The sequence below is a fragment of the Methylobacter sp. genome, from assembly GCF_004322395.1.
Classification (GTDB): Bacteria; Pseudomonadota; Gammaproteobacteria; order Methylococcales; family Methylomonadaceae; genus Methylobacter_A.
This window is the reverse complement of sequence record NZ_SCTW01000131.1, coordinates 13,466-26,375: the sequence shown is the minus strand read 5'-3', so window position 1 is coordinate 26,375 and position 12,910 is coordinate 13,466. Positions and strand designations below refer to the sequence as shown.

Below are 12,910 nucleotides of genomic sequence, written 5' to 3'. Positions count from 1 at the left end.
TACTTTTCCCTTTACTCAATTACTTTGGGCACTAGATAGAGCCCGTCTTCTACTTGCGGCGCGATAGCCTGAAACTTTTCGCGATTGTCTTGTTCCGTGACCACATCGGCTCGTAATCTTTGCACCTGATCCATCGGGTGAGCCATAGGCTCGACGCCATCGGTATCAAGATCGCTCATCTGCGTCATCAAATCCAGCATCCCGGACAAATCTTTTGCATAAGAGGCAACATCCTGCTCCTCGATTCCCAGCCGCGCTAAATGCGCTATTTTCTTCACATCATCCGCCGTTAAAGACACGATTAACTCCCAATAAAAATTTCAGAGATTCTATATATTAATACGTTTATAATACTTTATATCTTGCTCAAACACTCGCTTGATTGATAAAGTAATACAATTTTTATTCCTCCAAAGGATACAGCTAAAAATGTTCAAAAGAATTCGCGGCCTTTTCTCCAACGATCTCGCTATTGACTTAGGAACCGCCAATACATTGATTTACATTCCCGGTCAAGGCATTGTGCTTAATGAACCTTCGGTCGTCGCCATCAAAGAAGACAGAATCCGTGGAGCAAAAACAATTGCCGCCGTCGGTCTTGATGCAAAACTGATGCTGGGACGCACACCGGGCAACATTACCGCAATCCGCCCGCTAAAAGACGGGGTAATCGCCGACTTTGCGGTCACCGAGCGGATGCTGAGATTTTTTATCGAAAAAGTTCATCAAAGCAAAATGCTGCGCCCAAGTCCTCGCATTTTAATCTGCGTACCTTGCGGCTCAACACAAGTTGAACGTCGCGCCATTCGGGAATCCGCAGCAATGGCCGGTGCGCGCGAAGTTTATTTGATTGAAGAGCCTATGTCGGCGGCTATCGGTGCAGGCTTACCTGTCGAGGAAGCATGCGGTTCGATGGTTTTGGATATTGGCGGCGGCACGTCTGAAGTAGCGGTCATATCAATAAACGGTATTGTCTATTCTTCATCTGTCCGTATCGGCGGCGACCGCTTTGACGAAGCCATCATCAATTATGTGCGCAGAAACTACGGCACGCTGATTGGTGAAGCAACCGCAGAAAGAATAAAACATGAAATCGGCACCGCTTATCCCGGCAGCGAAGTCAGGGAAATTGAAGTTAAAGGCCGCAATCTGGCAGAAGGCGTGCCACGCAGTTTCTCCTTAAATAGCAACGAAATCCTGGAAGCACTACAAGAGCCGCTATCCGGTATTGTCGGCGCTGTAAAATTAGCCTTGGAGCAAACACCGCCCGAACTCGGTTCGGATGTAGCAACCCGCGGCATATTCTTAACCGGCGGCGGCGCATTATTGAAAGATATAGACCGACTGATAGCCGAAGAAACAGGCTTGCCGGTGTATATCGCTGATGACCCGCTAACCTGCGTTGCCAGAGGCGGCGGCATGGTTCTGGAAATGTTGGATAAAAAAGGAGTTTCGACTTTTTCCTTAGAGTAAATCAAGAATAAATGGTTATCCTTTAAAGCGTTTATTTTGGCCAGCAAAAAGACGCGAAAACTTAGTGGAGTGCGTGATCGGCCTTCGATTGCAAGGGCAGATATTTGTTCTTGCAATCTTTCCACTCACCACATCCATCTGTATATTCAGGATCAGTATAACGGTGCACTGAGTGTTAATATCACTCGACAACAAACCCATGCAGCACCCGTTGGGGTTATGACTCCAAAATGTGCGCCTAACCCGACCGACAGCTTAGCGCTTCTATCATTTTTTAACTGGATAAAAAGAGGCATCCCGCTATAAAACTATTATTTGCTACCGGCCCTTCCATCAATACCCGTTTGCTTGTGGCGATAATTGCTTCAGTTGCTTTATTGATAACTGAGCATAGAAGCCATCGATTGGACTCGCTTCGAGCCACGTTATCCGTCGTTGTCGACCCGTTAAAATATCTGGTCGATTTACCGACAGTATTGATAGAACAAGCCGCCGACTCTGTTAGCTCTTATTCGACTTTAAAGCGCGAAAATATCCAATTGCGCGAAGAACAGTTCATCGACAAAACCCGATTGCTTAAATTCGACTCGTTGGAAAAAGAAAATATTCGTCTGCGGGCGTTATTGGAAAATTCGTTCAAACTCGGCGAACAATTATTGATCGCAGAATTATTGTCGATCAATACGGCGCCTTACGAAAATATAGTGGTGGTCAACAAAGGCACTCGTTTCGGCGTCCATCCCCAGCAGCCGGTACTGGATGCGAACGGCGTGGTTGGGCAAGTTTTTCGCGCCTTGCCGTTTAGTTCCGAAATCATGTTAATTACCGACCCGAACCACGCCATCCCCGTCCAAGTCAATCGTAACGGCCTTTTGACGATCGCAGTAGGCAGTGGGCAGCTGAACCGGCTTAACTTGCCTTTTTTACCTAATAATGCGGATATTCGCCCAGGCGACTTACTGATAACATCGGGTTTAGGCGGCACTTTCCCATCAGGCTACCCGGTTGGTGTTATCGACGATTTTACTCCGATAACCAACAAACCTTTCGTGAACATTACCGCCACTCCTAAAGCCATGCTGGACCGAAACAGGGAGCTACTGATAGTATGGAGCGATTCATCTCCTGTTTCGCTCAACGCGCAACCAACAGCATCAAAAGCCTCCGAGACTCACCCTCTTGACCAATCCACTAATAGCGAATCTGTAAACAAAACACCCGAAGGAGAACAAACCGGAACAGCTCATAACACTCAATCCGCCGGGAGCGGATTGGCACGCAAAGCGCCCGCAGGCGCGCGGGCAGGGACAAACTCGCGATGAATAGCCACTCCTCCAGCTTGGGCCGCATTATATTCACTATTATCATGGCGATGTGTTTAAGAATTGCGCCTTGGCCAGGTTTCTTATCCAACATAAATCCGGACTGGGTGCTTCTAGTACTTATCTATTGGGCACTAGCCGTGCCGGAACGCGTCGGTATCTTTCATGCCTGGACAGTTGGGTTGCTTACCGATGTATTGACTGGAAGAATGTTCGGTCAATATGCACTGGCCTATTCATTGATTATTTATTTTTGTCTGATGCTGCATAAGCGTTTGCGTCAATTCCCTTTGCCTCAACAAGGCTTGTTTATTTTCTCTTGCCTGTTGTTTAGCCAAGTACTGCTTTTTTGGTTAAAGAATATTCAGCACCCAGACCAACTGCATCTTTCTTTTTGGCTGCCTGTTTTTACCGGTACTCTATGCTGGCCGCTAATCTATACAGTGCTACGCCGTGTCCGTTTGTCACGACGCACTAAATAAAACACTCAATAGCTGTTATGTCCCGCGTCTATACTATTAAAAATAAGTTAGTAGAGAGCCGTCTATTTCTCAACCGTATTATCGCTTCGTTTATTGTCATACTGTTATTAACTTCAGGCCTGATCGTGCGCTTGGTTTATCTGCAAATTGTCGGACATGAACATTACTCAACACTGGCAAAAGACAACAGCATTAAAATCGAACCCCTTGTACCGACTAGGGGCATTATTTATGACCGTCGTGGCAGAGTCCTGGCCGACAACACACAATCTTTCAGCCTTGAGCTAATCCCAGAACAAATCAAAGATCTTGACGACACCCTGCTGCGCTTACAAAAACTGCTCAATATCTCCGACGAAAAAATCGACCAATACCAGAAACAACGTAAACGACAGAAACGCTTCGTCAGCACGCCCTTGTTAATCAGCATGAACGACGAGGAACTCGCCAAATTTGCGGTAGTCAGGCCTTATTTTCCCGGTGTTGATATTCAGGCTCGCTTGGTTCGCCATTACCCTTACGCAGAGCTAGCCTCTCATGTTGTCGGCTACGTCGGCCGCATCAACGAAACGGAAATGAAATCTCTGCCCATCGCCGAATATCGTGGCTCGACCCATGTCGGCAAGATAGGCATAGAAAACACCTATGAAACTGAGCTGCACGGCAAGACCGGCTATGCCGAAATAGAAACCAATGTACAGGCACGCGCGATCAATACGGTAAACTCAGTTCCTCCCGTACCGGGCGAAAATCTTTATTTGACGCTGGATATCGATTTACAAAAAACCGCTTACGATGCACTAGGCGACTTCAATGGTGCGGTGGTTGCTATTGAAGTTAAAACAGGCGGCGTACTGGTCTTTGCCAGCCGCCCCGGCTTTGATCCTAACCCTTTCGTTATCGGCATTGCCAACGACGCATATCAGGCTCTGCAATCCTCGGAGAACCAACCGCTTTATAATCGCGCCCTGCGCGGTTTATATCCGCCGGGATCGACATTTAAACCATTTATTGCATTGGCCGGGCTTGAATACAATGCTATCAGTACTGAACATAAGCTCTTTTGTCCCGGCTATTATCAATTACCCAATGTCAGCCACCATTATCGGGATTGGAAAAAAGGCGGCCATGGCTCGGTTAATATGACCGAAGCTATTACCCAATCCTGCGATGTGTATTTTTACAGTCTGGCATCAACTTTAGGCATAGACCGTATGCATAGTTTTTTACAACATTTTGGCTTTGGTGAAAAATCCGGCATTGACTTGGCCGGAGAAAAGCCGGGATTATTGCCGTCACGCGAGTGGAAGCGCAGTCAGCACAACCAATCCTGGTACCCAGGGGAAACACTCATCACAGGTATAGGCCAGGGATTTATACAAGTTACCCCATTACAGCTGGCTAGAGCCACCGCAACTTTGGCGAATAAAGGCAAAATTGTCACACCTTTTCTGGTTAAAAATGCCGCCGATCCAGATTCAGCCGACTTTGAGAGGGAAAACCATGTGGACGACATTGAACTTAAACCTGCAAATATCAATACCATCATCTCGGCCATGGTGAATGTTATTCATGATCCACACGGCACTGCCAAAAGCATCGGCAAAGACATTAACTACCAAATCGCCGGAAAAACCGGGACTGCTCAAGTATTTAACATTAAGCAGGATGCCAAATACAACGAAAATGACATCGACTTCAAACTACGCGATCATGCCTTGTTTATTTCTTTTGCCCCGGCTGATGATCCGAAAATTGCAGTTGCCGTTATTGCTGAGAATGGCGGGCATGGCGGCTCAGTCGCAGCCCCCATCGCTGGTCAGGTTATTAAGCAATATTTAGAGGGCGTTAATGAAAACTGAAACCCGGAGTGAGCAATTTCATCCACCGTCATTGATTGGCAATATTCTCAGAAAACTGCACATCGATATCCCTTTATTTATCGGCTTATTACTGATCTCCATATTGAGCTTCGTCATCCTTTATAGCGCGGGCAGTCAGGAAATGGATGTATTGGTACGACAAGCAGCGCGCGTCGGATTGGCTTTTCTTTTAATGACAGCACTGGCTCATGTCGATCCTTACCAGTTTAAACGCTATTCTGCAATGCTGTTTGGCTTTGGCATCATGTTGCTCGTTGCCGTATTGATTATGGGGCAATTCGGCAAAGGCGCGCAACGCTGGCTGGATCTTGGCGTTTTTCGTTTTCAGCCCTCGGAAATGATCAAGATCACCACGCCGATGATGATTGCCTGGTACTTGGCAGAACATGCATTGCCGCCAAGACCTAAACAATTGCTGATAGCCAGCGTGCTGATCATCATTCCAACCTTATTGATTGCCAAACAGCCCGATTTGGGTACCGCGTTACTGGTCGCCAGCTCCGGCGCTGCAGTACTTTTTTTTGCCGGCCTCTCTTGGAAGTTCATGTTGGCAATATGCACTACACTGGCAGGACTGACGCCGATACTCTGGCATTTTATGCGCCCCTATCAACGCGACCGGGTGCTCACCTTCTTAAACCCGGAAGCCGATCCCTTGGGCAGAGGTTACCATATTATCCAATCGAAAATCGCAATCGGCTCCGGCGGAATCTACGGCAAAGGCTGGTTGGGCAGTACTCAGTCGGAACTGGATTTTTTGCCCGAAAGCTCTACTGACTTTATTTTCGCGGTCTTTGCCGAAGAGTTTGGACTTTTTGGCTGTGTCGGCTTACTGTCCTTATACCTGCTTATCATCAGCCGCTGCCTGTATATTGCCTCTCAAGCCCAGGATACCTACAGTCGCTTATTAGCCAGCAGCTTGGCTTTTACCTTTTTTGTTTACGTTTTTGTTAACATCGGCATGGTCATCGGCGTACTTCCCGTGGTCGGGGTTCCGTTACCTTTAATCAGCTATGGCGGCACATCCATAGTAACGTTACTGGCCGGTTTCGGCATCCTTATGTCAATTCACACCCACAAAAAATTTATACCGCATTAAAAAAATAGGCAAAAGGCGAAGGGCGCAAGGCTAAATATGCGAAATATAACCTTTCGTTCTACTTTCGCCCTATAACATTCAATTCATACCTATCGCGCCCATGAAACCAAAACAAATTAAGATCACAAAATCACAGATGCAAAAGCTTATGCCCTGGCTCAGAAGCATAGCGCTTCTCCTTCGCCCTTCGCCCTTCGCCCTTCGCCTTACCCCCTTCACCTTGTGCCTGTTACTCATCGCCTGCACCACCACGAGCCCTATCAAAGACACCGAATCGGTAAATACATTTATCGGGCAAATGGCGACAAAACACGGGTTTGACGAATCCGAACTTGATGATTTGTTTAAAACGGTCGAGATTAAGCAAGATATACTCAAAAGAATTGCATCCCCCTCTGAAGGCTTGCCCTGGTATAAATATCGCAAAATATTCCTGACTGAAGCGCGTATCGACGCCGGTGTGCAATTCTGGCGGGACAATGCGCCGGCACTGGCCGCCGCGGAAAAACAATACGGCGTTCCGGCCGAGATTATTGTTGCCATTATCGGCGTTGAAACCCTGTTCGGAAAAAACACCGGCAACCACCGCGTGATCGACGCCTTGTCTACACTGGCTTTTGCCTATCCGCCACGCAGTAAGTTCTTTCTCAGCGAACTTGAAAACTTTCTGCTGCTCTGCCGGGATGAGCATATCAATCCTATCGACCCAACCGGCTCTTACGCCGGCGCGATGGGTCTGCCGCAATTCATGCCCAGCAGTTTTAGAACTTATGCCGTTGACTTCGATAACGACGATCGCCGCGACATTTGGCACAACAACAGCGATGCCATAGCCAGTGTCGCCAATTATTTTGCCAAACATCATTGGCATACTGGTAAAGCGATTGCCGTTCCCGTTACCGCTAAATATAAAAACTATGAACCACTTCTCAAAAATGACCTTAAGCCGGATTTAAGTCTTACCGAGTTAGAATCGCTCAACTTAATTATATCGAGGCAATTACCTTTCGACAGTAAAGTGAAACTGCTTAGCTTTGAACAGCAACAAGGCGAAGAACTCTGGGCGGCGTTGGACAATTTTTATGTCATTACCCGCTACAACCACAGTCCTTTATATGCCATGGCCGTTTATCAGTTAAGCCTATCTATTTTAAATAAAAAAGGCTCATTCCCATGAATAAAATAATCCCGATACTTTTAGTTGTTATTTTATGCAGTTGTAGTACTCAACAAATAAAAACCAGCGACATTTCAAGACCACCGGATACAACTGTCTCCATCATCAACCAAAAACTCAGACATCACTCAAAGTTGCACTTTGGCGATGCTGCCGCACAAAACACCGGCGAAGAAGAAAATCTGCTACCGCGCATTACCCGATACCTGAAACAAGGCATAGCTTCATGGTACGGCCCCGGGTTTCACGGCAAAAAGACTGCATCAGGCGAAATATACGACATGTATGCGATGACCGCCGCACATAATACACTGCCGATTCCCTCTTACGCTCGCGTCACCAACCTGGAAAATCAGCGTAGCGTTATCGTGCGCATCAATGACAGAGGACCTTTTCATGGGAACCGGGTTATGGACCTGTCATACGCTGCCGCTAAAAAACTGGATCTTCAACAGGCAGGAACAGGAACCGTTGAAATCAAAGCAATAGCGCCCGAACAAGCATTAACGCAACAGCAAAACACAGCTGAAAAACAAGAAAAAAGCGTCTATTTGCAAGTAGGCAGTTTCGATAACAAAAAGAAGGCGCTGAAATTGCAAAACAAAATTGCCGCTAATCATTTACCCCAATCTAAAATACTTCCATCGAAGCTCAAAGGATCTACTCTCTACAAAGTTCAAATGGGGCCGATTAAAACACCTGAAAGCGTCCACAAGCTAAACTTGCAACTGGCAAAACTAGGCATAACGGCGACTCAATTTGTTACTGGACCTGATCAAAGACAAATCTCCGTGATACAATAAACGCTTGTTTTATTGAGTCTACCCCCATTAAAGAGCAATGATCCTTTTAAAAAATTTTTACGTTTTTTTATTTTTTAGCTTATTGATTGCCGCGACCCCGGCAAACGCAGAAGATGCCGAACTCAGCATCCCGGCAGCACCCACAGTTGCTGCCAGCGGCTACATACTAGTGAGTCATGATACCGGCAAAGTGCTAGCGGAAAACAATGCCGACGTTAAGCTCGCTCCTGCCAGTCTCACCAAGATTATGTCTGTTTATGTGGTGTTTCGGGAGATCAGCAATGGTCATTTACATTTAGACGATTTGGTTACCATCAGCAAGAAAGCTTGGGAAACGCCCGGCTCTCGTATGTTTATCGAAGTCGGCAACCAAGTTAAAGTTGAAGACCTGTTAATGGGCGTTATCATTCAGTCCGGCAATGACGCCAGCGTTGCTTTAGCTGAACATATCGCCGGAGATGAAACTACTTTTGCCGCCATGATGAATCAACATGCCGAACGGCTAGGCATGAAAAACAGTCATTTTGAAGATAGCAATGGATTGCCTATCGAAAACCATTACACCACCGCCCGCGATCTGGCGATACTTACCCAAGCATTAATCAAAGAATTCCCCGACTATTACCGCTGGTTTTCGCAAAAGGAATTCACCTTTAACAACATCGTTCAACATAATCGCAACCAACTGCTTTCGCGCGATGAGACCGTGGATGGCGTTAAAACCGGATTTACCGACGCCGCCGGCTATTGTCTGGTCGCTTCTGCATTAAGAAACGACATGCGCCTAATTTCCGTAGTGATGGGCGCGAGCAGCCCTAACGCCAGAGCCAATGAAAACCAGACCTTGCTCAACTACGGCTTCCGCTTTTTTGAAGCGCACAAACTGTATCAAGGTAAAACCTCCTTAGCCGAAGCCAGAATCTGGAAGGGCGATACTAAAAACGTGCAACTAGGCTTGGCTGAAGATCTTTATGTCTCGATTCCTCGCAGCCGTTACTCCGATCTTAAAGCAGTAATTAATATTGATAAAAAAATTACCGCGCCTGTTAAAGAAGGCACAAAACTAGGTACCGTCAACGTCACGCTTAAAGATGAAGTTGTCGCCGTCAAAGACCTGATAGCGCTAAAATCGGTAGAACAAGGCAACTTTTTTCAGCGGCTCTACGACAGCGGAATGATGATGCTGGAGAAACAGGATGGACAATAAAACCGTCTATCTGAACGGTCAGTACCTGCCTCTTAATGAAGCCAAAATTTCGGTCATGGACCGCGGCTTTTTGTTTGGCGACGGAATTTATGAAGTCATTCCATCCTACTCAGGCAATTTGTTTCATTTTCAGGAACACATGGAACGGCTGGAAAACAGCCTGTCTTCGATTCGTATACCTAATCCGCATGACCGGGCGCAGTGGCTGGAAATTTTGACGCCTTTGCTGGATAAAAACCTGGATCAATATATCTACCTGCAAATTACCCGCGGCGTCTCAGACAAAAGAGATCACGCTTTTCCGGAAAACGTCACGCCGACAGTGTTCGCGATGTGTTCAAACATAGTGCCGCTTGAAAACCTGGAATCCGGCGTGAAAGCCATCAGCGTCGACGACAGCCGTTGGGAACTGTGCAATGTTAAAGCCACCACGCTACTGGCCAATATTCTGCTCAGACAACAAGCCGTAGAAAAAGGTTGCGCCGAAGCCATCCTCGTTAAAGACGGCTATGTAACCGAGGGTGCAGCAAGCAATATATTTGCGGTCATTGACGGCGTCTTGATTACGCCACCGCAAGGCTGCGAAATATTGCCGGGCATAACCCGCAATGTCATTCTGGAGCTCGCCGAGAAAAACAACATCCCTCACAGCGAAGACATCATCTCACTGGATGCTTTACAAACAGCCAGCGAAATCTGGCTAACCAGTTCTACAAGGGAAATCGTGCCGGTTGTTCAACTTGATAATGAAACCATTGCAAACGGCAAACCCGGCCCCATATGGCAAAACATGCATCAATTATTCCAGGCTTACAAGCAATCTTGCCATGAGTGAAGAAACCCTTTTAGAATTTCCCTGCCAATTTCCGATCAAGGCAATGGGCAAAACCGATCTTGAACTTGACCTGCTGGTGATAGAAATCGTGCGTCGCCATGTCCCCGACATTCATGAAGGCGCTGTTACGACCCGCCCCAGTAAAGACGGCAATTACATCGCCGTGACGGTCATTGTAGAAGCCTCCAGCAAACAACAACTGGACGCCATTTACCAGGATCTAACCGATCATCCGCATGTTTTAATGGCTTTGTAGGGAGGGATTGTCTACAACACGGTAATCGTAAATATTTGATTAACCCAATAACTATTAAAATAGAACGCAGATAACGCTGATAGTTATGATTAAGTAAGATTTTTTTAATTATCTGCGCTCATCATAACTATCAGCGTTATCTGCGTTCCATTGTGTTTATATTTAATTACTCATCCTTTGAGTAAGTATCTACAGTTTGGCATCTCTCTGAATATTTTCGTGCTTTTTGTGGACGCGAAATAATTTTTCCAGGATAAATCACCTTAATGGCAGTAATACGCAACCTAGGATTGCAAGATTATGAATCCACTTGGCAAGCCATGCAGCGGTTCACCCAAAATCGCGATGCCGAAACCGAAGATGAAATCTGGATCACCGAGCACCCTGCCGTTTACACGCTGGGCTTAAACGGCAAACGCGAACACTTACTCAACACCGGCGACATTCCCGTCGTCAATTCCGACCGGGGCGGACAAGTCACTTACCACGGCCCCGGCCAATTGATTATTTACACACTGATCGACATTAAACGACTGAATCTCGGTGTCCGCCAACTGGTCACCGCACTGGAACAAGCCATGATCTACGCTTTGGCCCAGCACAGTATTACCGCCGTCGCCCGAGCCGACGCCCCCGGCGTTTATGTCGATCACAAAAAAATCGGGTCGATTGGTCTACGCATAAAAAGAAATTGCAGTTATCATGGCCTCAGTATTAACAACCATATGGATTTACGCCCATTCGCCCATATCAACACCTGCGGTTATCCGGGACTTGCAGTAACCCAACTGGCCGACCTGGGCGTAACCGTCAGCAATGCTGAACTCGCCAACCCTGTTACCGAAGCTATCATAACGGCAGTATCGAAATGACCTATCAAGCGCCTTCCCGTTCCACCCCCGACTCTCATCAGCGCAACAGCGAAAAACTAGCCAGAATCCCGATCAAAGTGGAGCCTGCCGAAACCACTTTACGTAAACCCGAGTGGATACGGATCAAAGTACCGGGCGGCAATGAAGTTACCCGAATCAAACAACTGCTGCGCGAAAACAACCTGCATACCGTTTGCGAAGAAGCCGCCTGCCCCAACCTCGGCGAATGTTTTCAGCACGGCACCGCCACATTCATGATCATGGGCGACTTATGCACCCGCCGCTGCCCTTTTTGCGACGTAGCACACGGCAAACCGCTGCCGCTGGATAAAGACGAACCCCAACACCTGGCCGATGCGATACAGGCCATGGCCTTGAAATACGTCGTCATCACCTCGGTAGACCGCGACGATTTAAGAGACGGTGGAGCCGGACATTTTGCCGACTGCATTAAAAAAATCCGCCGGCAAACGCCGACTACCAAAATAGAAATCCTGGTGCCCGACTTTCGCGGACGCATCGAAAAAGCCGTAGCCATATTATCCGAACAGCCCTGCGACGTATTCAACCACAACCTGGAAACCGTGCCCCGGCTGTACAAACAAGTCCGCCCCGGTGCCGATTACCAAGGCTCACTGGACTTGCTGAAACAATTCCACAAAGCCCAGCCGCAAGTGCCGACTAAATCCGGCCTTATGCTAGGCGTCGGCGAACAGCCGGACGAAGTTCATCAAGTCATGGAAGATTTATTGGCCCACGGCTGCTCGATGCTGACCATCGGCCAATACCTGCAACCCAGCAAAGCCCACTTGCCGGTGCAAAGCTACATCACTCCGGAACAATTTGCCGAGTACGGCGAATTTGCCAAAGCCTTGGGATTTAAACAGGTCGCCAGCGCGCCGATGGTCAGATCGTCTTATCATGCCGATCTTCAGGCTCATGGAGTGATGCCGGACGCTCTCGATTTCGGCGACCAGTCGCTGGAATCAAACTACCCTGCGGCATAAGTCAAAAGCCTTTGTCGTGAGCGACAGGGAAAAGGCGGCCATTGAGCCGTCAGATTGTCTATTGTAAGAGCTGGAAAAACCAAGCGGATTACGCACAGATCAGCTTTGACTTTCTGGGATTTACGTTTCGTCCCCAATTGACAAATGCCGGGATGGAATCCTATTAGTTTGCTTTCTTCCGGCCATTAGTCGGAAAGCCGCCAAAAGGATACGTTCCGAGATTAATGCATGGCCCTGGCTAAAATGGCCGCAAGACGAGATGAAAGACATCATCGCTTATAGCCAAAGCAAGTTGCGCGGTTGGGAGAGGTATTATGGAAAATATGGACGTGGCAAACTTAACCACGTTTTATTTCATGTTGACAAGAAGCTGAGCCGTTGGGCAAAGCGAAAATACAAGAAGCTTAAAACGATTACCCAAGCACTGAGGCGATTAAACGCCTTTAAGTCAAGAAATCCAAGAACGTTTGCTCATTGGTAGGGTTAAGCTTGAA

General features: G+C 47.4%; 14 protein-coding genes. 13 read left to right on the top strand and 1 reads right to left on the bottom strand.

Features of this window, described 5'->3' with window-relative positions; genetic code table 11:
* Positions 1 to 11 precede the first annotated feature (11 nt).
* Positions 12 to 299, bottom strand: coding sequence for an Asp-tRNA(Asn)/Glu-tRNA(Gln) amidotransferase subunit GatC (gene gatC, locus EPO18_RS17385; RefSeq protein ID WP_292435503.1), 288 nt, complete (start codon positions 297 to 299; stop codon positions 12 to 14).
* Between the two features lie 130 nt (positions 300 to 429).
* Here gatC and EPO18_RS17380 point away from each other — a divergent pair, with 130 nt between their 5' ends.
* The 13 genes from EPO18_RS17380 to EPO18_RS17320 all read left to right on the top strand — a co-directional run bounded on the left by EPO18_RS17380 (position 430) and on the right by EPO18_RS17320 (position 12,897).
* The gene (locus EPO18_RS17380) at positions 430 to 1,473 is read left to right on the top strand and encodes a rod shape-determining protein (RefSeq protein ID WP_292435502.1); all 1,044 of its coding nucleotides are present in this window, start codon (positions 430 to 432) and stop codon (positions 1,471 to 1,473) included.
* A 350-nt stretch (positions 1,474 to 1,823) separates the two neighbouring features.
* Positions 1,824 to 2,795, top strand: a complete 972-nt coding sequence (gene mreC, locus EPO18_RS17375; RefSeq protein ID WP_472850910.1) for a rod shape-determining protein MreC — start codon at positions 1,824 to 1,826, stop codon at positions 2,793 to 2,795.
* A complete protein-coding gene (mreD, locus tag EPO18_RS17370) occupies positions 2,792 to 3,277 on the top strand; it encodes a rod shape-determining protein MreD (protein ID WP_292435500.1) in 486 nt (161 codons plus the stop codon). The genes mreC and mreD overlap by 4 nt, the downstream gene beginning before the upstream one ends.
* Positions 3,278 to 3,294: 17 nt before the next feature.
* Positions 3,295 to 5,139, top strand: a complete 1,845-nt coding sequence (gene mrdA, locus EPO18_RS17365; protein WP_292435499.1) for a penicillin-binding protein 2 — start codon at positions 3,295 to 3,297, stop codon at positions 5,137 to 5,139.
* Complete coding sequence (gene rodA / locus EPO18_RS17360) at positions 5,129 to 6,259, top strand: rod shape-determining protein RodA (protein ID WP_292435498.1); 1,131 nt, start codon at positions 5,129 to 5,131, stop codon at positions 6,257 to 6,259. The genes mrdA and rodA overlap by 11 nt, the downstream gene beginning before the upstream one ends.
* A gap of 148 nt (positions 6,260 to 6,407) precedes the next feature.
* Positions 6,408 to 7,436, top strand: a complete 1,029-nt coding sequence (mltB, locus tag EPO18_RS17355; RefSeq protein ID WP_292435497.1) for a lytic murein transglycosylase B — start codon at positions 6,408 to 6,410, stop codon at positions 7,434 to 7,436.
* Positions 7,433 to 8,239: a septal ring lytic transglycosylase RlpA family protein gene (locus tag EPO18_RS17350; RefSeq protein WP_292435496.1), complete on the top strand. Its 807-nt coding sequence runs from the start codon at positions 7,433 to 7,435 to the stop codon at positions 8,237 to 8,239. Before mltB ends, EPO18_RS17350 begins: the two co-directional genes overlap by 4 nt.
* A gap of 37 nt (positions 8,240 to 8,276) precedes the next feature.
* Positions 8,277 to 9,446, top strand: coding sequence for a D-alanyl-D-alanine carboxypeptidase family protein (locus EPO18_RS17345; protein WP_292435494.1), 1,170 nt, complete (start codon positions 8,277 to 8,279; stop codon positions 9,444 to 9,446).
* Positions 9,436 to 10,281 carry a D-amino acid aminotransferase gene (locus EPO18_RS17340; RefSeq protein WP_292435491.1) on the top strand — a complete coding sequence of 282 codons (846 nt, stop codon included), beginning with the start codon at positions 9,436 to 9,438 and terminating at the stop codon, positions 10,279 to 10,281. Before EPO18_RS17345 ends, EPO18_RS17340 begins: the two co-directional genes overlap by 11 nt.
* Entirely contained in the window at positions 10,274 to 10,537 is a 264-nt protein-coding gene (locus EPO18_RS17335) for a YbeD family protein (protein ID WP_292435490.1), read from the top strand. Before EPO18_RS17340 ends, EPO18_RS17335 begins: the two co-directional genes overlap by 8 nt.
* 266 nt (positions 10,538 to 10,803) lie before the next feature.
* Entirely contained in the window at positions 10,804 to 11,409 is a 606-nt protein-coding gene (gene lipB / locus EPO18_RS17330) for a lipoyl(octanoyl) transferase LipB (protein WP_292435489.1), read from the top strand.
* Positions 11,406 to 12,416, top strand: coding sequence for a lipoyl synthase (gene lipA / locus EPO18_RS17325; protein WP_292435488.1), 1,011 nt, complete (start codon positions 11,406 to 11,408; stop codon positions 12,414 to 12,416). Before lipB ends, lipA begins: the two co-directional genes overlap by 4 nt.
* 259 nt (positions 12,417 to 12,675) lie before the next feature.
* Positions 12,676 to 12,897, top strand: coding sequence for a group II intron maturase-specific domain-containing protein (locus EPO18_RS17320; protein ID WP_292435486.1), 222 nt, complete (start codon positions 12,676 to 12,678; stop codon positions 12,895 to 12,897).
* Positions 12,898 to 12,910: the final 13 nt, after the last annotated feature.

Excerpts from the sequence above, each read along its gene's own strand:
- EPO18_RS17380 (WP_292435502.1), top strand. The coding sequence starts at position 430 with ATGTTCAAAAGAATTCGCGGCCTTTTCTCCAACGATCTCGCTATTGAC.
- rodA (WP_292435498.1), top strand. The coding sequence starts at position 5,129 with ATGAAAACTGAAACCCGGAGTGAGCAATTTCATCCACCGTCATTGATT.
- EPO18_RS17340 (WP_292435491.1), top strand. The coding sequence starts at position 9,436 with ATGGACAATAAAACCGTCTATCTGAACGGTCAGTACCTGCCTCTTAAT.
- mltB (WP_292435497.1), top strand. The coding sequence starts at position 6,408 with ATGCCCTGGCTCAGAAGCATAGCGCTTCTCCTTCGCCCTTCGCCCTTC.
- mrdA (WP_292435499.1), top strand. The coding sequence starts at position 3,295 with ATGTCCCGCGTCTATACTATTAAAAATAAGTTAGTAGAGAGCCGTCTA.
- EPO18_RS17350 (WP_292435496.1), top strand. The coding sequence starts at position 7,433 with ATGAATAAAATAATCCCGATACTTTTAGTTGTTATTTTATGCAGTTGT.
- mreD (WP_292435500.1), top strand. The coding sequence starts at position 2,792 with ATGAATAGCCACTCCTCCAGCTTGGGCCGCATTATATTCACTATTATC.
- EPO18_RS17345 (WP_292435494.1), top strand. The coding sequence starts at position 8,277 with ATGATCCTTTTAAAAAATTTTTACGTTTTTTTATTTTTTAGCTTATTG.
- EPO18_RS17335 (WP_292435490.1), top strand. The coding sequence starts at position 10,274 with ATGAGTGAAGAAACCCTTTTAGAATTTCCCTGCCAATTTCCGATCAAG.
- EPO18_RS17320 (WP_292435486.1), top strand. The coding sequence starts at position 12,676 with ATGAAAGACATCATCGCTTATAGCCAAAGCAAGTTGCGCGGTTGGGAG.
- lipB (WP_292435489.1), top strand. The coding sequence starts at position 10,804 with ATGGCAGTAATACGCAACCTAGGATTGCAAGATTATGAATCCACTTGG.
- lipA (WP_292435488.1), top strand. The coding sequence starts at position 11,406 with ATGACCTATCAAGCGCCTTCCCGTTCCACCCCCGACTCTCATCAGCGC.